This window comes from Achromobacter seleniivolatilans (assembly GCF_030864005.1).
GTDB lineage: Bacteria > Pseudomonadota > Gammaproteobacteria > Burkholderiales > Burkholderiaceae_B > Achromobacter > Achromobacter seleniivolatilans.
Genome location: NZ_CP132976.1, coordinates 5,697,563 through 5,719,566, shown reverse-complemented (window position 1 = coordinate 5,719,566; position 22,004 = coordinate 5,697,563). Strand labels below are relative to the sequence as shown.

Annotated in this window: 18 protein-coding genes and 1 pseudogene; 11 read left to right on the top strand and 8 right to left on the bottom strand. The window is 62.5% G+C overall.

Annotated features, from left to right (window positions below):
• Positions 1–138: 138 nt before the first annotated feature.
• The 6 genes from RAS12_RS25960 to RAS12_RS25935 all read right to left on the bottom strand — a co-directional run bounded on the left by RAS12_RS25960 (position 139) and on the right by RAS12_RS25935 (position 5,896).
• On the bottom strand, positions 139–744 hold the full coding sequence (locus RAS12_RS25960; RefSeq protein WP_306942789.1) for an electron transporter SenC: 606 nt from the start codon (positions 742–744) through the stop codon (positions 139–141).
• Entirely contained in the window at positions 741–2,126 is a 1,386-nt protein-coding gene (locus RAS12_RS25955; protein WP_306942787.1) for a GldG family protein, read from the bottom strand. The genes RAS12_RS25960 and RAS12_RS25955 overlap by 4 nt, the downstream gene beginning before the upstream one ends.
• The gene (locus tag RAS12_RS25950; RefSeq protein ID WP_306942785.1) at positions 2,123–2,836 is read right to left on the bottom strand and encodes an ABC transporter permease; all 714 of its coding nucleotides are present in this window, start codon (positions 2,834–2,836) and stop codon (positions 2,123–2,125) included. The genes RAS12_RS25955 and RAS12_RS25950 overlap by 4 nt, the downstream gene beginning before the upstream one ends.
• Complete coding sequence (locus tag RAS12_RS25945) at positions 2,833–3,798, bottom strand: ABC transporter ATP-binding protein (protein ID WP_306942783.1); 966 nt, start codon at positions 3,796–3,798, stop codon at positions 2,833–2,835. The genes RAS12_RS25950 and RAS12_RS25945 overlap by 4 nt, the downstream gene beginning before the upstream one ends.
• Positions 3,799–3,809: 11 nt before the next feature.
• The gene (locus tag RAS12_RS25940; protein ID WP_306942781.1) at positions 3,810–4,676 is read right to left on the bottom strand and encodes an N-acyl homoserine lactonase family protein; all 867 of its coding nucleotides are present in this window, start codon (positions 4,674–4,676) and stop codon (positions 3,810–3,812) included.
• A 311-nt stretch (positions 4,677–4,987) separates the two neighbouring features.
• A complete protein-coding gene (locus RAS12_RS25935; RefSeq protein WP_306942779.1) occupies positions 4,988–5,896 on the bottom strand; it encodes a LysR family transcriptional regulator in 909 nt (302 codons plus the stop codon).
• A 124-nt stretch (positions 5,897–6,020) separates the two neighbouring features.
• Between RAS12_RS25935 and RAS12_RS25930 the strand changes: the two genes are divergently transcribed.
• The 10 genes and pseudogenes from RAS12_RS25930 to prpF all read left to right on the top strand — a co-directional run bounded on the left by RAS12_RS25930 (position 6,021) and on the right by prpF (position 18,589).
• On the top strand, positions 6,021–6,614 hold the full coding sequence (locus RAS12_RS25930) for an amino acid synthesis family protein (protein WP_306942778.1): 594 nt from the start codon (positions 6,021–6,023) through the stop codon (positions 6,612–6,614).
• Positions 6,611–7,396, top strand: coding sequence for an alpha/beta fold hydrolase (locus RAS12_RS25925; RefSeq protein WP_306942776.1), 786 nt, complete (start codon positions 6,611–6,613; stop codon positions 7,394–7,396). The genes RAS12_RS25930 and RAS12_RS25925 overlap by 4 nt, the downstream gene beginning before the upstream one ends.
• A 53-nt stretch (positions 7,397–7,449) precedes the next feature.
• Positions 7,450–8,421 (top strand): Bug family tripartite tricarboxylate transporter substrate binding protein, encoded by a 972-nt coding sequence (locus RAS12_RS25920; protein WP_306942774.1) that lies wholly within the window; start codon positions 7,450–7,452, stop codon positions 8,419–8,421.
• Between the two features lie 138 nt (positions 8,422–8,559).
• On the top strand, positions 8,560–9,162 hold the full coding sequence (locus tag RAS12_RS25915; RefSeq protein WP_306942771.1) for a DUF4291 domain-containing protein: 603 nt from the start codon (positions 8,560–8,562) through the stop codon (positions 9,160–9,162).
• A gap of 66 nt (positions 9,163–9,228) precedes the next feature.
• Positions 9,229–9,777, top strand: a complete 549-nt coding sequence (locus RAS12_RS25910) for an RNA 2'-phosphotransferase (RefSeq protein ID WP_306942769.1) — start codon at positions 9,229–9,231, stop codon at positions 9,775–9,777.
• A 139-nt stretch (positions 9,778–9,916) separates the two neighbouring features.
• Positions 9,917–11,801: pseudogene (locus tag RAS12_RS25905) on the top strand (sigma-54-dependent Fis family transcriptional regulator).
• 259 nt (positions 11,802–12,060) lie between these two features.
• Entirely contained in the window at positions 12,061–13,863 is a 1,803-nt protein-coding gene (locus RAS12_RS25900) for an NAD(P)/FAD-dependent oxidoreductase (RefSeq protein ID WP_306942766.1), read from the top strand.
• A 145-nt stretch (positions 13,864–14,008) separates the two neighbouring features.
• Entirely contained in the window at positions 14,009–14,719 is a 711-nt protein-coding gene (locus tag RAS12_RS25895) for a GntR family transcriptional regulator (RefSeq protein WP_306942764.1), read from the top strand.
• Positions 14,719–17,337, top strand: a complete 2,619-nt coding sequence (gene acnD / locus RAS12_RS25890) for a Fe/S-dependent 2-methylisocitrate dehydratase AcnD (protein WP_306951619.1) — start codon at positions 14,719–14,721, stop codon at positions 17,335–17,337. Before RAS12_RS25895 ends, acnD begins: the two co-directional genes overlap by 1 nt.
• A gap of 67 nt (positions 17,338–17,404) precedes the next feature.
• Positions 17,405–18,589, top strand: a complete 1,185-nt coding sequence (gene prpF / locus RAS12_RS25885) for a 2-methylaconitate cis-trans isomerase PrpF (protein WP_306942762.1) — start codon at positions 17,405–17,407, stop codon at positions 18,587–18,589.
• Positions 18,590–18,667: 78 nt separating this feature from the next.
• Here prpF and RAS12_RS25880 read toward each other — a convergent pair whose 3' ends face one another.
• Positions 18,668–19,366 (bottom strand): hypothetical protein, encoded by a 699-nt coding sequence (locus tag RAS12_RS25880; RefSeq protein ID WP_306942760.1) that lies wholly within the window; start codon positions 19,364–19,366, stop codon positions 18,668–18,670.
• A 66-nt stretch (positions 19,367–19,432) separates the two neighbouring features.
• On the bottom strand, positions 19,433–20,233 hold the full coding sequence (locus RAS12_RS25875; RefSeq protein ID WP_306942758.1) for an IclR family transcriptional regulator: 801 nt from the start codon (positions 20,231–20,233) through the stop codon (positions 19,433–19,435).
• A gap of 166 nt (positions 20,234–20,399) precedes the next feature.
• Between RAS12_RS25875 and RAS12_RS25870 the strand changes: the two genes are divergently transcribed.
• Positions 20,400–21,986, top strand: coding sequence for an acetate--CoA ligase (locus tag RAS12_RS25870; protein ID WP_306942756.1), 1,587 nt, complete (start codon positions 20,400–20,402; stop codon positions 21,984–21,986).
• Positions 21,987–22,004: the final 18 nt, after the last annotated feature.

Here is a 22,004-nt window from a genome sequence, read left to right as displayed (position 1 = left end):
CCTTGCCCAGCGTGCTCGTGAATCAACGCGAAACCAGTGGGAAGGCGCTATTTTTTGACAGTTCGCCGGCCGCTCAGGGGCCGTTTCGAACCTGTCTGTTAGTGGGATCAAAGTATAGGTACGCGTATAGGACAGCGCCTATTTATCTTTGCGCAAGGCTGGTTTCATAAGCATTAGAGTGACCGTCGACGGAGGGCTTTCGGCATTCGGGTTTACCTGTATCACCGCTGCCAGCGCCGCCCGCGTCTGGTAGTTGGGGATGATCCGTATCTGCGTCTCGCCAGGCAATTGCACATAACGGCCTAGTCCATCCGGCGCCAACGCGCCTACATCCATTTGCGCCAGGCGCCCGCCCGAGGCGTCGCTGATGGCTATACGCAGTTGGGGAGGACGCAGCCCATATGACTCATCGGCATGCGGGGTCAGCACGCGGTCGCTGCGGGCTTGTGAAAACAGCGACACGAAGTCCGCCGCATCGAAACCGCTACCCTGTCCCGGAGGCATCGCGCTCCACCCTTGTTCCCCACGGGTCAACACCAAAGCCATCTCAGGAGTAGTCAACACGATTCGCGCCGCCTGACCTGCGTCCCATGCGTACAGGCGCGCGGGCTTGCCGCTGTCGTCATGCAGATGGGAGTGTCCGTCGCTGGAGGCCGGCGCGTGACGGCTCTCATGCCATTGCCAGACCGATAGCAACACGCCTGCCGACAACGCGAGCGGCCAGAAGATTCGCGCCGCGTTCACCGGCGCCTCCACCACAGCAACAAGCCAGCCATCAAAGCAAGCAGCGGCAAAGCGACTGTGCTGGTCCAGAACACGGTACGCATCTGGCGGTTGCTCAGTTCGACGCGGCGGTTCTCGTAGTGGCGCGGCCGGATCGTCAACAACGCGTCTTCGCCTGCCAGCAACGTCACCGCGCTGGTAAACAAGGCGCCATTGCCCAAGGTTGCGAAATGGCGGTTGGTGGCAAAGTCGCTATCGCCCGCCACCAACAGCGTCGGGCGCGCCGACCCGTCGTCACTGGACGCCTGCGCGTTGCGCGTGGCCAGCGCCATCAAGGTGTAGCGCGAGGCGGGTTGGCCCGGCAGGTGCGCCTGATCCGATGTCTGCGCAAGCGGCGTCACAACCACACCTTTCGGCAGGCTGTCCCCGGCGGGTTCCAATCCTGCCACTCCGGGAAAAAAGCTGAGTGGCAGGCCGCGCGTCATCTTGTGGCGGGTGTAATCGCTGACGGCAGGGCTGCCCGGGTCATTGCGATAGTGACTGCCCGGATCAACTAGCGCGCCAGCAGGACGCGCGATGCCGAAGTCGCCCAGCAGCGCGTCCAGCCCATGCTGGGTATCGGGCTCCAGCAGCAGCAACGTCTTGCCGCCCGCCGCAGTCCACCGGCGCAGGGCATCCGCATCGTCAGCGCCAAACGGAGTGCGCGGCCCGGCAGCCACCACCACAGCGCAGCGCGGCAGCGCTTGCGATAGACCGCCTGCGTTGACCGCCCGAGTGGCAAAGCCCAGGGTCTGCAAGGCATTGCGCGCCATTGCCATGCCGTGCTGCTCGTGCACTTCAACGCGCGCCACCAGGTTCTCGTCGTCGCCGTGGTCTTCCAGATCGTCCAGCGACGTCAGGCTATCCAGCATGGCCTCGCGGTGACCTTGCGTGAAACACACCGTTTGCGCACCGCGCTGGCTGATGCGGATCAACGCATTGGTGAAATCGGTTTCGGTGCCGCCATTGATCGTCATCTTGCGCGCATCCGACGCCAGCACCGCGCTGCCCGCGAACTGAATGCCGGCTTCGCGGGCTTCGGCTGGACGCAGCGCAGGGTCCACGCCACGCACGCGTATCAACGGGTTGGCGTGCGAGTACTGCCGCAGCAGTTCCAACGCGTCGACCATGCTTTTATTGCGCAGGTCATAAAACCAGGTCACCTCAACGGGCTGTTTGATCTGCCGCGCCACTTCCAGACTTTCCGGCGACAGGCTGTAGAGACGCTGCGCGGTCAGGTCGATGCGGCCCAAGTTGCGCGACGACCATAGGTTAAATGCCAGAAGCAGCGCGGCTACGGCCACCACGGGCAGCCACAGCAGCACGCGCTGACCCGCCCGGCGCAAACGAGGGTGGCGGCTCATCGCAACCTCCAGCGCTTCAGATTCACGGCAGCGACCATCAACGCCAGCACCGCCACGCTGGCCAGGGTGACGGTGGCGGGTCCCGGCAACACCCCACGGATAAAGTCCACGTGCTGGGCGGACAATGACAGCGCTTGAAAGAACGGCGACAAGGCCGGAAAGGCGTCCAGCGCCGCCGGGTAGTCAATGAACCACAGCAACACCAGAATGCCCCAGGTCACGCTGGCTGCCACGATTTGATTGGTACATGCGCTGGACACCGCGATGCCAATGGCCAGAAATAATGCCCCGTACAGGAACACGCCGATATATCCGCCGATGATCGGCCCGTAGTCCGGTTGTCCATACCAAGCCAGCGGCAGCACCGCCGACGTGGTGCCCGCCAGCATCAGGGCCAGCATCGTCAGGCCTGCGGCGTACTTGGCCGCCACCAAGGTAAAGTCCGACAGCGGCAAGGTCAGCAGCAGCTCCAGCGTGCCTTGCCGCGCCTCTTCGGCAAACGCCCGCATGCTGACCAGCGGCATCACCAGGATCAGCAGAATGGTCATGTTGTGGAATGCCGTCACCATCTGCCCCGTGCTGACAAAGAACAGATTGAAGCTGAACAGGTAGCCCGACAATGCCCAGAACACCGCCACGACAACCAGTGCCACCGGCGACCCGAAGTCCGTGCGCAATTCTTTCCGGTACAAGGCGCTAAAACCGCTCATGCGCGTCTCCGCATTGGGGGATCGTTCGGCGCCAGCGCAGCCAGCAACCGGGTTTCAACCGCGTCTTGCATGGACAGCACGGCGCGTATCTCGGCGTGCGCCAGCACCACGCGCAGGACGGCATCGCAGCTTGCGCCACTGGCATTGGATTCCTGTGTGTCCCAGCTGATGCGCCACTTGCTATGTGACCCGTCAAGCGATGTGGCATCCACGCCGCGCACGCCCGGGCAGGCAGACAATGCGGCGTGCAGCGCTGGATGGCGCGCGGTGGCAAGCGCCAAATGCAGTTGCAGCGCGGCGGGTGCGCCGCCCAAGGCCGCGTCCTCAACCAGACGGCCCTGGCGCAGAATCGCAATGCGAGTGCACAGCGCCTCTACCTCTTGCATCAGATGGCTGCTGAACACGACCGCGCGGCCTTCGGCGCAGCGCCGGATCATGTCGCGCGCCTCGACAATCTGCAATGGGTCCAGACCGTTGGTGGCTTCGTCCAACAGCAACACGGGCGGATCGTTCAGCACGGCTTGCGCCAGCCCGACGCGCTGACGCTGGCCCTTGGACAGCCGGCCGATCACGGTGCGGGCCACGCCTTGCAGGTCAAACCCGTCGATGGCCCTTTCGATAGCCTGCCGGCGCGCGCGCGCGCCGCCCGCCACTTTTACGCTGGCTCCAAAATCCAGGTACTGCAACACGGTCAGCGCGTCATACAACGGAGCGCGCTCGGGCAGATAACCGATATCGGCGTTGCCTCGTCCTGCGGCCGGCTCACGGCCGTGGATGGTGATGCGCCCGCTGTCCGGGGTATAGAACCCCGCCATCAAGCGCAGAGTGGTGGTCTTGCCGCTGCCGTTCGGACCCAGCAGGCCCACAATTTCCCCGGGCCTGACGGACAGGCTCAGGGAATGCAGGACCTGACGCGGCCCGAACGACTTGCAGACCTCGTGCAAAGAAACAGCGGGCTGCATCGGACGCCTTTTTAGTCGAAGACTTTGGTCTTGGCGTTCTGCGCGTGCTGCTCCGCATCATGGCTGTACCAGAGCTGGCCCTGACGGGCGTCGCGAATCTGCTTCAAGCGGTCAATAGCCTGCATGGAGGCCGCGGTATTCCAGGTAATGCCAGGAATCACGCCCGCTTCGTTTTCGCCGGTGTAGATCGCATCCGCCGCCAACAGCACCGTGCCCGTGTTCTTCAACTTCACTTGCAGCGACTGGTGGCCCTGCGTGTGGCCTTTGGTGTCCAGCAACACGATGGTGCCGTCGCCGAACAGATCGAAGTCGCCTTCCACCTGGATGAAATCGTAGTCGCGAGTGGTGTCGAAGTCCTTCATCACATAGGCGGCACGCTGGAATTTTTCCGGCCACCAAGCCGCGCGCAGCTCGGCCTTTTGCACAACGTGCTTGGCCTTGGGGAACATCTTGATGTTGCCCGCGTGGTCCAGGTGGAAGTGGGAATACACCACGTACTTGACGTCACTGACGTCAAAGCCCGCAGCCTTTAACTGGCGGTCTACGACCTCGTCGCGGCCCTGGATTGAATTGAAGGCGCCGCACAAACCCTGGCCCCAATAATTGGCGCAATTGCCATCGGCCGTGGCCTGGTTCATGCCGGTGTCGAACAGCACCAGGCCGCGCGGATGCTGAATGACATAGGCCGGCACCGGGATCTTGATCTTGGTGCCCACGTCCACCATGGCGGTCATGAAGCCCTTGTCCAATTCGATCTTGCCGACAGACAGCTGCATCAGCTTGATGTCTGGCGGCGCATCGGCCGCTTGCACCCCGCCCCCTGCCATTACCGCTGCCGCACCCACTGCACCCAAAACTTTTTTCCAGCTCTTGCTCATTGTTGTCTCCTCAGACCAACAGGGGTAACCGCAGCCCAATGGCGGCGGCCGATAGCAAGCCACCCGGTGTGTCCCGGGTTTTATTCAATAGGTATCTTCTGTGCGGGGCTGACGAAGGAAGCGTATGGACACGCTCCCCCGAGACGGCATCTGGCGGCCGTTTTCTCTGTAGCGGACTCTGACGCAGCGCGCGCGGGCTGCCAATTAAGGTTTCATTAAGCTGGGCTTCACGGCGCACGCAGTGGGGGGAACCCCTAGATCATTCGCAGGTGTAGTCCGACTGGTTGAGAGAATTCCGCCGTCGAACCGCGCTACACCAGAATCGCGCCCTTGCGGCGCGTGAACTGCGCCAGCGACTGCAACGCCAGGGTGTGCATCGCGGCAACCGACGGCAGCAACGTTTCTTCCTTGCGCGTCAGCACGCCTACGATGCGCTCCACCATCGGTTCGGCCAGCGGCACAAACACCAGCCCGGTTGCCGTGGCGGGCCGTGCCAGCACAGGCAGCACGGTCACGCCCAGCCCGCTGACCACGCTGGCCAGCAATGACGCCCGGTTGGACACCACAATGGCCGGGTCTTCGATGGCGCTGCCCAATTGATGGTTTTTCAATGTGTCGAAGGTGGCGTTGCCTATCATTCGTTCAAGCTCCAGCGCTGCCCACGGCACTGGCCCGCGCCGCCGCGCCAGCGGATGGCTCTTGCGGCAAACCAGACCGAATGCGTCTCGCGCCACAGGCGTAAAGGCAACCTCGGCCGTACGCGGCACCTGGCCAGCCACGCCCACTTGGACCTCTCCGTTCAGCACCAGCCGGTGCACATCTTGCGACGACTCGTCCACAGCGCGTATGCGGATATCAGGGTGCTTGCGCGCATACCGCTCCAACAGCCGCGGCAACCATTCATCGGCCAGTGACGGCATCACCGCCAGCGACACCGGCCCCTTGTTGCCCATCCCCAGCTGGCGCGCCGCATCCAGCACACGGTCATGCGTGGACAGCAGTTCGCGAAACAACGGCGCCACGGCCTGCCCCAACGGGGTCAGTTGCGCGCGTTTGCCGGCTTCGAACAACGGCGCGCCCAATTGTTGTTCCAGATCTTGCATGGCAGCCGACACCGCCGCCTGTGATCGATGTGTGCCTGCCGCGGCCAGTCTAAAACTGCCGTGCTCGGCTGCCAGCAGAAATTGGCGCAGGTGTTGGATCTTCAGGGGCGAGGGCATAAAAGATGGCCGATTGAATTCAGATTTTCCGAAATTAACTTACGTTAATTTGGATTGTCAAAATTCCGGTGCGCACTCAACAATGGATGCATCGTTCATCCCCCCCAGGCCTAGGAGCAACAGCATGGCTTTGCAAGTGCGCAAAATTGTCAGTTACGTCGAAAAGACCTTCATTGAAGGCGGCAAGGCCGCCGAACGGCCGCTGGTCATGATCGTGGCCGCCGCTGTCATCCGCAACCCTTGGGCGGGTCTGCCGTTTCAGGAAGATCTGCGCCCGCAAATCCTGGAAGCCGCGCCGCCGTTGGGCGAGTTGCTGGTAGAAGAAATTCTGCGTCAGGCTGGCTCCGCAGATCAGATCGAGGCCTATGGAAAAGCCGCTGTAGTGGGAACCGCCGGCGAAGTCGAACACGCGTCCGCGCTGATCCATACGCTGCGTTTTGGCAATGCGTATCGCAACGCGGTGGGCGGCACCAGCTATCTGAGCTTCACCAATATGCGCGGCGGCCCGGGTTGCGTGATTACGGTGCCGATGATGCACAAAGAAGATGAGGGCCTGCGTTCGCACTACCTGACCGTGCAAACCACCATCTTCGATGCCCCTGCGCCGGATGAAATCGTGATTGCATTGGGCGCCGCCACCTCGGGCCGGCCGCATCACCGGATCGGCAACCGCTATTCCGATCTGCAAGAGCTCGCGCAAGAGGCGCAATCGAAATGAGCAGGCAACGTCAGCGTTCCGGCCGTGGCCAGCCGCTGGTGCTGCTGCACGGTGTTGGACTGGACCACACCTTGTGGGACGATCTGGCGCCGCTTCTTGAAGCGGATTTCGATGTGCTGCGCTATGACCTGCTGGGACATGGCGCGGGACCAGCCATTGAAGGGCTGGCGCATATGCCGGACTTTGTGGCGCAACTGGATGCGGAATTGGATCAGGCAGGTTGGTCCGGCGCCCATGTGCTGGGGTACTCGATGGGCGGCCTGATCGCCGGCGCCTATGCCGCCGCCCGGCCGCAGCGAGTCAAGCGGCTGATACTGTTGAGCACGGTGTTCCAGCGCACGGCAGACGAAGCGCAAGCTGTGATGGCGCGCCTGGCCGCCGCCGCCACACAAGACGTGCAGGCCGCCGCCGCCATCTCGCTGCAACGCTGGTTCACGCCCGGTTTCCAAGCCGCGCGCCCGGAAAGGGTCGCCAGCATCGAACGGCGTCTAGTCCAAAATGACCGCGCCAATTTCCTAGCGGCCTATCGATTATTTGCGGAGGGCGATCAGGTCTTGGCCAACGCCGCGCCCGACATCGCCTGCCCTGCGCTGGTGATGACTGGCGGCGAGGACGTCGGTTCCACCCCGCGCATGACGCGCGGCTTGGCCCGCGCGCTACCCGATGGCCGCGCTCGCGTCATCGACGGTCAACGTCATATGCTGCCGGTGGAAGCCCCCGCCATCGTGGCCTCGGCGTTGCAAGCCTTTTTACTGCCGCAAGGCGCCGAATTGTCCGCCTGATAGAGACGATCGGCAATTGCCCCGAACGAGGGCGGAGACGGAGACAGACAACCATGCACCGCAGAACTCTTCTGAAGCACATCGCCGCAGGCGCGCTGGCGCCCATGGCGCTCACCATCAACCGCATGGCCGCGGCTCGCGAGACGCCCTTGCGCGTTATCGTGCCGTTCCCGCCGGGCGGCGGCACTGACGTGCTGGGCCGCGTTATTGCCGCCACACTGGAAAGCGCGTTGGACCGTTCCGTGGTGGTCGAGAACAAACCCGGCGCCAGCGGCATGCTCGGCGCCGACTACACCGCCAACGGCGCCAAAGACGGCAGCATCTTGCTCTTTGCCGGGCTGGTGCCATCCGTGCGCTACTACGCCCGGCCGCCCGAAGAGGTGTTGAAGCAACTGGCGCCCGTCTGCCCGATTGCGCGCTCGCCTTACATGGTGGCCATCAACAGCGACCTGCCCGCCAAGACCTTGGACGAACTGATTGCCAAAGCCAAACGCGAGCCCAAAGGGTTGACTTTCGGTTCGCCCGGCAACGCCACGCCGCAGCACCTTGCAACCGAACTGCTGCAGGCGGCATGCGGTATCGACATGCTGCATGTGCCTTACCGCGGCACGGGTCCGATGATGACCGATCTGCTGGGCGGTCAGATTCAACTGGTGGTGGCGACCGTTGCCGCCGTCGAGCCCTATCTGAAAAGCGGCCGCTTGCGCGTGCTGGCCGTGACCAGCCAAGAGCGGCTGGCGAAGTATCCCGATATTCCAACGGTGGCGGAAAGCGGGTTCCCCGGATTTGTGGCGCAGATCCAGTTCGGAACGTATTGCGCAGCCGGTACGCCAGACGCGGCCATCGCTGCACTGAACGCAGGCATCAACCGCGCATTGCAGACCGATGCCGTACACGCGAAGCTGGCGGAGCAGGGCTTTCAACCCACAGGCGGCACACCGGCGCAGTTGCAAACGGCGCTTCTGGCAGAGATACGGGATGTGGCGGGGCTGGTGCAAGCGGGCAAGGTAAGGGTGGATTTGTAGTCCGAGGATGCTTGCGCGGCAGACGCGGCGCACACATCCCACGCGCCGTTGCAGACCTGCAACCAAGATGCCGCACAAGTTTCTTGAGCGGCACTTTCTGCTTTACAGCCCGTTCAAAGATGCGTTTGAATACGGGACATGATCAAACAAACAACTATAAAAACAAACGTCACGATCCCCGAACGCCAGATTCGAGCCTCTTACAACGACGCCACCATTCGCGTCTATCAAGCGTATTCCGACAGCATCGCCGACACGGCCTTGAGGCACGGCACCTTCGTTTCTCCACCGTTCAAAATGGAACGCATGACGTGGATAAAGCCATCGTTTCTTTGGATGATGTACCGCGCAGGCTGGGGCTATAAGGACACGGGCCAGAATCGTATTTTGGCCATTGATATCAGCCGAGAAGGTTTTGATTGGGCTCTGTCCCACAGCTGCGCCAGCCATGCCGAACCGGCAATGAGCCAGCAGGATTGGGATCGCGTAAAGCGTGAATCGCCGGTGCGCATCCAGTGGGACCCCGAGCGGGATTTGGACTTGCACCCGCTCAATCACCGCGCAATACAGATCGGACTTGGCGGCGAATCCGTGCATCGTTACGTGCATCAGTGGATAACGCGGATTACGGAAGTGACGCCACTAGCGCATCAAATCCATGCGCTGGTCGTGGCCGGACGACGGGATGAAGCGCATGCGCTGTTGCCAGAAGAACGTCCGTTGCCGGCAACGCCGGCGTGAATAAGCAACAACAACAACAACAACAACAACAACAACAACAACAACAACAACAACAACAACAACAACATGAAAAACGACGCTATCAAGATCAGCAAGTACCTTAGCTATGTCCTTCGCCACAACCCGCAAGAGATAGGACTGACCCTGGACACCGAGGGTTGGGCCGATATCGCGGCCTTGATCGACGGTGCAAGACGCACTGGCCAGGACCTGGATGAAACCCAGATCAGAGCGGTAGTTCGAGACAACGACAAACAGCGCTTCTCGATATCCGAGGACGGCAAGCGTATCCGCGCCGCTCAAGGACACACCACCCGGGCTGTCGCGATCAACTACTCGGCCCTGATTCCGCCCGCCATACTCTTTCACGGCACTGCAACGCGTTTTATCGCGGCCATCATGCAGGAAGGCTTGAAGCCCGGACAGCGGCAACACGTGCATCTCTCTGATAACCGGACGACGGCGGAGTCGGTCGGACAACGGTATGGCGTCCCCGTCATCCTTACGGTCGATGCCAGCCGCATGCACGAACAAGGCTTCAAGTTCTATCAAGCCGACAACGGCGTTTGGCTGACGGATCACGTGCCGCAAGCGTTTCTGTCGCGCGACGCCTAATAGCAGAACGTGCCGCAGCGCAGCATGACTGCGTTCTCCTGACAGGGCCACTGCTGGATAACCAGCATTTACAGGCACGTCTCCCTCTGTGCATGCTGCCTGCTGATCCGGCGTAGATCGGGCGCACCATGGAGACGACATGCCTAGTCAGGAATCCCTGCATTCCGCCCATATCCGCGAGATCGAGCAAGTTGGCCTGGGCCGGCCCACGCAGCGCGACGCGCATGTCGTGCGCAGTTGGCTGCGCTGTCTGGACCAATATCAGTTAGACCCGTCGCAGGCTTGTGAAGCCTATATCGTGCCCGATGGCCGGTTGCGCGAACACCGCCAGCAATCCGAGGCCCTGATCTCCATTGCGCGCAGCGGGCTGGATCACCTGTTCCGTCAGGTTGCCGGCCAGAACTATGTACTGCTGCTGGCCGACCGCCAGGGCGTCACCGTTGAATTCCTGGGCGACCCGTTACAGACCAGCAGGCTGCGCAAGGCTGGCCTGTACCTGGGATCAGAATGGTCAGAGCCGCGGGCGGGAACGTGTGCCGTGGGCGCCTGCCTGGAAACGGGCGAAGCGCTGACCATTCATCAGACTGACCACTTCGACAACACCCCCTGTCCTGCACCGCCGCGCCGATCTACAACGCGGATGGTGAGCTGGCGGCCGTGCTGGATATCTCGCTGCTCAGTTCGCCTAGTCTCAAGACCAGCCAGAATCTGGCGCTGCATCTGGTCAACAGCACCACGCGCCGTATCGAACTGGCCAATCTGATGGCGCGCACCCGCAACGAATGGGTGCTGCGCTTTGCCCGATCACCCGAATTTCTGGATGTGGACCCCGAAGCGGCTATATCGCTGGACGGGTCTGGCCGCATCCTGGGCATGACGCACACGGGCGCCAAGCTGCTGGCGCGCGCCGCTGGGCTGGACTGGCGCAACCCCGCTGGCCTGATCGGCCAATCCGTCACACGTTTCTTCGACGTGCAACTGGACGACCTGCCTCAATACACCCGCGCCCACGCGCCGCAAGACCGGCTGATCGTGGCGCGTGACGGCAATGCGCTGTTCGCCCACGCGATTGAACCCAATCGCCATCAGCGCGGCGCGACCGTGGCGGTGCGCGCCACGCCGTCTGCGCTGCGCGGACTGGACGGCGGCGACGTCAAGATGGCCGCGCTACAGGTGCGCGCCGCCAAGTTGGCGCGCCAAGGGCTGCCCATCCTGCTACAAGGCGAGACCGGCGTAGGCAAGGAATACCTGGCCCGCGCGATCCACGATGACAGCCGCCGCGCCGGGCGCTTCGTAGCGGTGAACTGCGCCGCCATCCCCGAGTCCCTGATTGAAAGCGAGCTGTTCGGTTACCTGCCGGGCGCCTACACCGGGGCCGCGCCCAAGGGCCGCAAGGGTTTGATCGAAGAGTCGGACGGCGGCACCTTGTTCCTGGACGAAATCGGCGACATGCCACTCACGCTGCAAAGCCGGCTTTTGCGCGTGCTGGCGGAATCCGAAGTGACGCCCATCGGCGCTAATACGCCGCGCGCCGTGCGCCTGACCCTGGTATCGGCCTCGCATCGCGACCTGGGTGCGCTGGTGCGTGAGGGCCGCTTTCGCGAAGACCTGTATTACCGCATCAATGCGGCCACCCTGACCGTGCCACCGCTGCGCGAGCGGCAGGATCTGGATTGGTTGATTACACGCATGTTGGCGCGGCACCAGGACGAATCCGCGCGCCGGTGTTGTCTCCCGGCGCGCAGATGGCATTGAAAGCGCATGCGTGGCCCGGCAACATTCGCGAGCTGGCGAACGTCATCGCGGTGGCCGCCGCCTTGTGTGAACAAGGCGTGATCGAGCCGCATGATCTGCCGGACTCGCTGGCGGCTGCGGGGCAAGCCAGTTCCACGGAAGAAGCCGCCTTGCGCTCAACCCTGGCCAATTGCGCCGGCAACGTATCGGAGGCCGCGCGGCAGCTGGGTGTGGACCGGTCTACCGTCCATCGGCAGATGCGCCGCTACGGGCTGGCTTCCCGCCGCTGACCGAGCAAGCACTGGGCGAAAACCCCAGCTGTGCCACACCCCGCGTGCCACACCTGTGGCATGCGCCACAGCGGCGTCCTGCTCAATCGCAGCCACCTCACTATGGCTAGCAGCGTTATGCGCGCGATCGACAGTTGGCACGGCATTTGCATGTAGCTACATGACGCTCACCGGCCGGCACAGGCCAGGACCGTCACCGGACGATCTGAAACACCGTCCGCCACGACCACAATGCCCGCCCCGGGCAAGGAGACAAGATATGCCGATCAACCCCGCCGACGCCGCGCTGGACGCGGTGCTCGCCCGCCTGAACACTGCGCTGGGCAACAAGGATATCGAAGCCGTCGTCCAGCTGTTTCAGGAAGACTGCTATTGGCGTGATCTGGTGCTGTTCAGCTGGAATCTGCGCACGCTGGAAAGCCGCGAACAGATCCGGGACATGCTCACGCAGCAGTTGCCACAGGTTGAACCCGTGCGCTTCACACGCGACGATGGTGAAGCCGTATCGGACGACGGCGGCCTGTTGCAAGGATGGTTCCACGTCGATACCAATCTGGCGCGCGGTTACGGCCATATCCGCGTCAAGGACGGAAAAATCTGGACCTTCCTGACCACCATGTCCGAGCTTAAAGGACACGAGGAACCCAGCGGCACGCGCCGCCCCAAAGGCGCCGAACACGGCAGCAGCCGCGAACGCCAGACCTGGTTGGAAAAGCGCGAACAAGAGGCCGCCGAGCTGGGGTATCAAACGCAACCGTATGTGCTGATCATCGGCGGCGGGCAAGGCGGCATCGCACTGGGAGCACGGCTGCGCCAGTTGGATGTGCCCACCATCATCATTGAAAAGAACGAGCGCGCGGGCGATAGCTGGAGAAAGCGCTACAAATCACTTTGCCTGCACGACCCGGTCTGGTACGACCACCTGCCCTACATCCCCTTCCCCGACAACTGGCCCGTCTTCGCTCCCAAAGACAAGGTCGGCGATTGGCTGGAGATGTACACGAAGGTCATGGAGCTGAACTACTGGACGTCCAGCGTCTGCGAATCCGCCCGTTATGACGAGCAGAAAAAGGAATGGGAAGTCACCGTGCTGCGCGACGGCAAGCCGGTGGTGCTGCGGCCCAAGCAATTGGTGCTGGCGACCGGCATGTCAGGCAAAGCCAACCTGCCGCGCTTTCCGGGCCAGGACGAATTCCAGGGCGAGCAGCAGCACTCATCGCAACACCCCGGCCCAGACGCCTATCGCGGAAAAAATGTGGTGGTGATCGGCGCCAACAATTCCGCGCACGACATCTGCGCGGCGCTGTGGGAAGGCGGCGCCAACGTCACCATGGTGCAGCGTTCGTCCACGCACATCGTGCGCTCTGAAACCTTGATGGACATCGGCCTGGGCGGCTTGTATTCCGAACAGGCGCTGGCCAATGGCATGACGACCCGCAAGGCCGATCTGACGTTTGCGTCTCTGCCCTACAAGATCATGGCGCAGTTTCAGATTCCGCTCTATGACCAGATGCGCGAACGCGACGCCGAGTTCTACAACAAGCTGGAAAAGGCCGGCTTCATGCTGGACTGGGGTGACGACGGCTCTGGCCTTTTCATGAAGTACTTGCGGCGCGGCTCAGGCTATTACATCGACGTGGGCGCCTGCGATCTGATTATCGACGGCAGCATCAAATTGCAATCCGGCACCGATGTCAGCCATCTGACCCCGAACGCCGTGGTGTTGAAGAACGGCGTGACGCTGCCTGCGGACCTGGTGATCTACGCCACGGGTTACGGCTCCATGAACGGCTGGGCAGCCGATCTGATCAGCCCGGAAGTGGCCGACAAAGTGGGCAAGTGCTGGGGCTTGGGTTCGGACACCACCAAAGACCCCGGCCCGTGGGAAGGTGAGCAACGCAATATGTGGAAGCCCACGCAGCAGGAAGGACTCTGGTTCCACGGCGGCAACCTACACCAATCGCGCCATTACTCGCAGTATCTGTCGCTACAGCTGAAGGCCCGGCAAGCAGGGCTGCCTGTTCAGGTCTATGGCGTGCAAGAGGTACACCACAAGCGCTAGCCGCCCGCCCGTCCCTTCCGTCCCCGCAAGCGGCATTCGCGCCGCTTGCGCGCATGCAGGCATCCGGGTAAATTGTTGACAATCCGGCGCTCAGGCGCCACTTATTCCGCCAATTTTCTTTAAAACCGGATGGATTGTTGACACAATGAGCAAAGTGCTGACCCTGCCGGGTGCGCTGCCGGGCGATAGCGAAACGCTGTCGGAACATATCTTCAAGAAGATCCAGTCCGCCATCATCAAGGGGGAAATCGCCCCCGGCAGCAAGATTTCTGAGCCAGAGCTGGCGCGCATCCACGGCGTCAGCCGGGGTCCGCTGCGCGAAGCGCTGCACCGGCTCGAAGGCCAAAGGCTGCTGGTGCGCGTGCCGCATGCAGGCGCCCGCGTCGTGTCGCTATCCCAGCAAGAGCTTTCCGAACTCTACGAAATCCGGGAGTCGCTTGAAGGCATGGCCTGCCGCTTGGCGGCCGAGCGCATGCCACCGTCAGAAATCGCGGAACTGCGCGGCGTGCTTGAAGCGCATGAGCGCGACGCCGCCTTCCAGGCCGGCTTGGGTTACTACCAGCAGGAAGGCGATTACGACTTCCACTATCGCATCGTCAAAGGCAGCGGCAACCAGATGCTGTTTCGCATGCTGTGCGACGAGCTCTATCAGTTGGCGCGCATGTACCGCATCCAGTACTCCACCACGCCCAACCGCCCCCGGCAGGCTTATGCCGAACACCACCGCATTCTTGACGCCATTGCCGACGGTGATGGCGAACTGGCTGAAATCCTGATGCGCCGTCACATCCGCGTATCCCGCATCAACATCGAACAACAGATCGCGCAAAGCAAGCAGCAGCGCACGGAGGCATGATGAACCACGCGTACCGCAAGACCCTGCCTGGCACCCGCCTGGACTATTTCGACGCCCGCGCCGCGGTCGAGGCAATCGCCCCGGGCGCCTATGCCGGCCTGCCCTACACGTCGCGCGTGCTGGCCGAAAACCTCGTGCGCCGTTGCGATCCCGCAATGCTGACCGATGCCTTGAAGCAACTGATCGAACGCCGCCGCGACCTGGATTTTCCGTGGTTCCCCGCGCGTGTGGTCTGTCATGACATTCTGGGTCAGACCGCACTGGTCGACCTGGCTGGGCTGCGCGATGCCATCGCCGACATGGGCGGCGACCCCGCCAAGGTCAACCCGGTGGTGCCAGTGCAGTTGATCGTGGACCACTCGCTGGCCGTGGAATTCGACGGCACCGATCCCGACGCCTTTGCGCGCAACCGCGCCGTCGAAGACCGCCGCAACGAAGACCGCTTCCATTTCATCGACTGGACCAAACAAGCCTTCCGCAATATTGAAGTCGTGCCGCCGGGCAACGGCATCATGCACCAGATCAATCTGGAACGGATGTCGCCGGTGATCTACACGCAAGATGGCGTGGCGTTCCCCGACACGCTGGTGGGCACAGACAGCCACACCCCGCACGTGGACGCGCTGGGCGTTATCGCCATCGGCGTGGGCGGCCTTGAAGCCGAAAACGTCATGCTGGGCCGCGCGTCGTGGATGCGCCTGCCCGACATCATCGGCGTGGAACTGACCGGCCGCGCCCAGCCCGGCATTACCGCTACCGACATCGTGCTGACCCTGACCGAATTCCTGCGCAAAGAGAAGGTCGTGGGCGCCTATCTGGAGTTCTACGGCGCAGGCGCAGCCAGCCTGACGCTGGGGGATCGCGCGACCATTTCAAACATGGCGCCTGAATACGGCGCCACCGCTGCGATGTTCTCGATTGATCAACAGACCATCGACTACCTGCGCCTGACAGGACGCGAAGACGAACAGATCGCCTTGGTGGAAAACTATGCCAAGACTGCGGGCCTGTGGTCCGACAGTTTGGCCACCGCTGAATATGAACGCGTACTGCGTTTTGACTTGTCGACGGTGGTGCGCACGCTGGCAGGCCCCTCCAATCCGCATCGCCGTCTGCCGGTGTCGGATCTGGCCGAACGCGGTATCTCCGGCGTTGTGGAAAACGAACCTGGCCTGATGCCCGACGGCGCCGTCATCATCGCTGCCATCACCAGCTGCACCAACACCAGCAATCCGCGCAACGTCATCGCGGCGGGCCTCTTGGCGCGCAACGCGAACCGCATGGGCCTGTCGCGCAAGCCTTGGGTGAAAAGCTCGCTTGCGCCTGGCTCCAAGGCCGTGCAGCTGTATCTGGACGAAGCTGGCCTGACCGAAGATCTGGAACGTCTGGGTTTTGGCATCGTGGCGTTTGCCTGTACTACGTGCAACGGCATGTCCGGCGCACTGGACCCCGTGATCCAGGAAGAGATCATCGATCGCGACCTCTACACGACTGCCGTGCTTTCCGGCAACCGCAACTTCGACGGCCGCATCCATCCCTACGCCAAACAAGCCTTCCTGGCCTCGCCTCCGCTGGTGGTGGCCTACGCCATCGCTGGCACCATCCGTTTTGACATTGAACGCGACGTGCTGGGCCTGGATCACAACGGGCGCGAGATCCGCCTGAAGGACATCTGGCCCAGCGACGAAGAAATCGACGCCATGGTCAAAGAAGCGGTCAAGCCGGAACAATTCCGCAAAGTCTACGCGCCCATGTTCGGCATCCAGACCGAGCAAAAGACCGCCGTCAGCCCCTTGTACAACTGGCGCGCGCAAAGCACTTATATCCGCCGTCCGCCGTACTGGGAAGGCGCGCTAGCTGGCGAACGCACGCTGCGCGGCATGCTGCCGCTGGCCGTGCTGGGCGACAACATCACCACCGACCACCTGTCGCCATCCAACGCCATTTTGCTGGACAGCGCCGCGGGCGAATACCTGGACAAGATGGGCCTGCCGGAAGAGGACTTCAACTCGTACGCGACCCATCGCGGTGATCACCTGACCGCGCAACGCGCCACCTTCGCCAACCCCAAGCTGTTCAACGAAATGGTGAAGAACGACGACGGCACTGTTCAGCAAGGCTCGCTTGCCCGCGTTGAACCGGAAGGCCAGGTCATGCGCATGTGGGAAGCCATTGAAACCTATATGGACCGCAAGCAGCCGCTGATCATCGTGGCGGGCGCTGACTACGGCCAGGGCTCGTCACGCGACTGGGCCGCCAAGGGCGTGCGTCTGGCTGGCGTCGAAGCCATTGCGGCGGAAGGCTTTGAACGCATTCACCGCACCAACCTGATCGGCATGGGCGTGTTGCCGCTGGAGTTCAAACCGGGCGTCAACCGCAATACGCTGGGTCTGGACGGCACGGAAAGCTACGACGTCATCGGCGAGCGCACCCCGCGCACGGACCTGACACTGGTGATACACCGCCGCAATGGCGAGACCGTGCAAGTACCCGTGACCTGCCGCCTGGATACCGCCGAAGAAGTCTCGATCTACGAGGCCGGCGGCGTGCTGCAACGCTTCGCCCAGGACTTCCTGGAATCGGAATCAAGCGCCGGCGCCGCAAAGAAAGCCAGCTGATCACGCATCGGTATGGCGGGCGCAGAAGCGCCCGCCGCCCCTAAAACCAAGACATCAGGACTGCCCCATGGCCCATGCCCCCCAGACCAAGATCACCGCGACCTACATGCGCGGCGGCACCAGCAAAGGCGTGTTCTTCAAGCTGGACGATTTGCCCGAATCCGCCCGCGTGCCCGGCGCCGCGCGCGACGCGCTGCTGATGCGCGTCATCGGCAGCCCCGACCCTTACGGCAAGCAGATCGACGGGATGGGCGCCGCTACGTCCAGCACCAGCAAAACAGTGATCGTCGGCAAAAGCACGCAACCCGGCCATGACGTGGACTACCTGTTTGGCCAGGTTTCCATCGATCAACCATTTGTGGACTGGAGCGGCAACTGCGGCAACCTGTCCGCCGCAGTGGGTCCGTTCGCCATCACCAACGGTCTCGTCGACCCGGCTCGCGTGCCGTCCAACGGCATCGCGATCGTGCGCATCTGGCAGGCCAACATCAAGAAAACCATCATCGCCCATGTGCCCATCACCGATGGCGCCGTGCAAGAAACCGGCGACTTTGAATTGGATGGCGTCACCTTCCCCGCAGCGGAACTGCAACTGGAATTCATGGACCCGGCGGAAGACGGCGACGGCGGCTCCATGTTCCCCACCGGCAACTTGGTGGATGACCTGGAAGTGCCCGGCGTGGGTACCTTCAAGGCCACGATGATCAACTCCGGCATCCCGACCATTTTCCTGAATGCCGACGCGCTGGGGTATCTGGGAACGGAGCTGCAAGACGACATCAACGGCGACGCCGCCGCGTTAGCGCGGTTCGAAACCATCCGCGCGCACGGCGCTCTGCGCATGGGCCTGATTCAGAAAATCGAAGAAGCCGCCAGCCGCCAGCACACGCCCAAGGTGGCATTCGTCGCGCCTCCCAAGGCCTACCAATCGTCCGCCGGCAAGCAGATCGGCGAAGGTGATATCGATGTGCTGGTGCGCGCCCTGTCGATGGGCAAGCTGCATCACGCCATGATGGGCACGGCATCGGTAGCCATCGCCACGGCCGCCGCCGTTCCCGGCACGCTGGTCAATCTGGCCGCGGGCGGCAGCGAGCGCGATCAGGTGTGCTTCGGCCACCCGTCGGGCACCCTGCGCGTGGGTGCGCAAGCCCAGTTGGTCGATGGCGAATGGAAGGTGACCAAAGCCATCATGAGCCGCAGCGCACGTGTGCTGATGGAAGGCCGGGTGCACGTGCCGAAAGCGGGGTTTTGACGCGAGTAGGCGCTTTGCCTGGATGAGTCACTGTCTGTCAGTGCAGGCTAGCTCAAGATAGGCTACGGCGGCAACACATCACTGCACCCTGCCCTCTGCCGCCAGCCTTGCATACGATTGCAGCCCTGGAGCCGCAAACACATTACGCCGCAAATAAGCCGAGACGATTCGAGCGACATCGGCTTTGCAGTCGCGCTGGATATGCCCCAATCCGTGCAATGCGCTTTCCACGCAAGCGGGATTGGGCGACACCAGGGCTTCTTCCAGCACATCAAGCACAGCTTGCTGAAAAACCTGTTCGGACGGCTCGCGCCCCCAGAGCAGTACCGGCGTGATATCCCACAACATGTAGCAAATCTCGTTGAGGGGATTTCCCTCTTCATTCCGGCTCCCGAGCACGGGCGCGCAGCGCGGCTCAAAGCAGTCCCGGTATAGCGTCTTGATGGCGGCGATAACACGCAGCCGAAGCGCTATGGGAACGAAGTCCGAAGCAATGTCGCACACGATATCCGCGCTGCCCGGGCAAAAGAAACAACGCAGCCCAGCGCTCACCTGAAGATCTGAAAATCCAGCGAGATCGCGCGCGCAGTTTTCCAATGTGTAGGCAAGCAGTTCCGCCTGACCGGCCTCGTCAACAGCGAACGACAACTGGTTGTCGTATTCACAGTTTGGATTTACATCCACGGGATGATCAAAAATCTCTGTCAGCCACGTTTCATAATGAGGCGGCGGCGCCGCCGCCTCAAGGGATTTTCTTCGCTTTCTGGGACCTGCCATTACCCCTTCCTTTGCGCTGTCCTTCAGCCCTCATCCACACGACTACGGGCGCATCCTGCATACGCATCAGCTACGCGCTGAAAGCAATTGGGACAACGCATTCGCTTCGCTTTGCAGGTCTTGCGCCAAGGTCCTGGCACGCGTGTCATCCAGTTGCTCGGCAAGTCCCGCCGCCACCAGCGAATGCGTCATGCGTTTATGGCTGTCGAACACCGGCACCGCGATTACAACGACGCCGTTGATGTAGTGATTGCGGTCCATGCTGTAGCCGTCGCGGCGCACAGCGTCCAGGTCCGCTTTCCACTCGGCATATTCTGGCGCCTGATCCCATCGCAGGGCTTTGAAGCGGCGCTCCAACTCCTTGTCTGAAAGATCCGAGAACGCGGCCACCAAACGGCCGGTGGCGCTGATCAGCGCGGGAAAGCGGCTGCCCACATCCACATGCAGGCGGAACGGCGCGGTGGAACGCGACAGCGCCAGCACCACCATGTGATCACTGCCCGCCACCTCCACGCCAATGGCTGTGACGTTTGCCGCGCTGGACAGCTTGTCCAGCACCGGCTGCACCAGCGCAGGAAATGGACTGCTTTCAATAACGCTACGGGCCAGCGTCAACATGCCGACGCCCAAGCTGTAGCGCTTGGTGCCGGTGTCGACTTTCACCAGGCCCTCTTCCACCAGCACACGAAGAATATGCAGGCAGGTGCTGGTCACCATTTCCAGCTCCTGCGAGATCGCCTTCAACGTCATCGGCGCGCCGCCGCGCCCCAGCAATCGCAGGATCGCGATTGATCGCGTCACCGCGGGCACGGGGCGCACGCGCGGGCCTGCGGCCGCGCCGGGTTCCTGGGTACTGGCTTCACTCATCTGGCTCTCCGTTTTTATTGCGGCAAGCATACCTTGCGCGGCTCAATCGCAAGCCTTTACCCCACTCTATAATTGTCTATAGACAATTGATGGACGTTATTGACAATTTAAAAGCAGGCGCGCATAGTCACTTCACAGATTGCCGACCCCACACAGGTACGCAGAAATGACGAAGCTGACCCAGACCACCTCTTACGCAGACGCCCAGGCGCTTTGCTCTCCCGACAAACTCTGGGAGCTGTTTGATGGCGATCGCGAGCACATGAACATTGCTCACGAATGCATCGACCGGCACGTGGACCGGGACCAGCCCGCGATCATCCTGGTGCGGGCGGCAGGCGGCGACGAGACCTACAGCTTTCGTCAGATCTCTGAAGAGTCCTCGCGCTTCGCGCACTACCTCGCTGAACAGGGCATCCGCGCTGGCGATCGTGTGGCAGTCATGCTGGAACCGTCGCTGCCTTTTTATGTGGCGATGTTTGGCGCAATGAAGATGGGCGCAATCGCGGTGCCGCTCTTTACCCTGTTCGGGCCGGACGGCATCCGCCTGCGGGTGCAGGACTGCAAGCCGCGGATGCTGGTGACGAATGCCGAAAAAGCGCCGCTGGTGGCGGGCGCCGATGATATGCAAGTCGTGATCGCGGACGACGATTTCATTGCCGGGCTGGCCGCCTTTCCCGCGCGCTACGAATGCCACACCCGAGCCGATGATCTGGCGATCTTCCAATACACCTCCGGCACCACGCGCGAGCTGCCCGACGCCGTCAAGCACACTCACCGCGCGCTTGTCACATTGATGCTGGCCGCGCTGTACGGCACCGGCGTGCGCCCGGATGACCGATTCATGTGTCCGTCATCGCCCGCCTGGGGCCACGGCTTGTGGCACGGCACGCTCGCGCCCTTGGCACTCGGTGTGACCATCGGCGCCTATGCCGGCAAGTTCAACGCCGAACGCCTGCTGCAAGCCTTGCAAGATCACAGATTCAACAACATTTCGGCCGCCGCGACGCACTACCGGATGATGCGAAATTCGGGCGTGGCCGGCCAATACCGCTACCAGCTCGACAAGGTCTCCTTTACCGGTGAACCCATCGATAGCGAAACCTCTGCGTTCGTGGAATCCACCTTCGGCCGGCCCGTGTGCAGCATGTACGGCACCACCGAGATTGGCGTGTGCCTGGTGAACTATCCCGGCGCGGCGGACTTCACGGTCAAGGCGGGGTCTTTGGGCAAACCCGTACCGGGCTTGCGCGTTCAGGTCCAGGACCCCAATGGCGCCCCTTGCGCGCCGGGCGAAACGGGCGAACTGAAACTATGGCGCCGCGACGCCTGGGTCGCGACCAAAGACCTGGGACGCGTCGATGAAGACGGCTACTTCTGGCACGGCGGCCGCGCCGACGACGTCATCATCTCGGCAGGCTGGACGATGAGCGCGGTGGAAATCGAAGACGCCATCCTCAAGCATCCCGACGTGACCGAGGCCGCCGCCATCGGTGTGCCGGACGCTTTGCGCGGACAGGTCGTCAAGGCCTTCGTCGTGTCCGCCCGCGCGGGCGATGCAACCTTCGTTGTAGAGATTCAGGATGCCGTGCGCAGCCGCCTGGCCCAGCACGAGTACCCGCGTCAGGTGGAGTTCGTGCCAGAACTTCCCAAGACCCCCGCCGGAAAGATTCATCGCAGGAAATTGCGGGAGCAAGAGTTAGCGACCGCTGTTGCATCAACCGCCAATGCCGCGCCCGCTGCGCACGCATAAAACACCCCCCAGGAGACG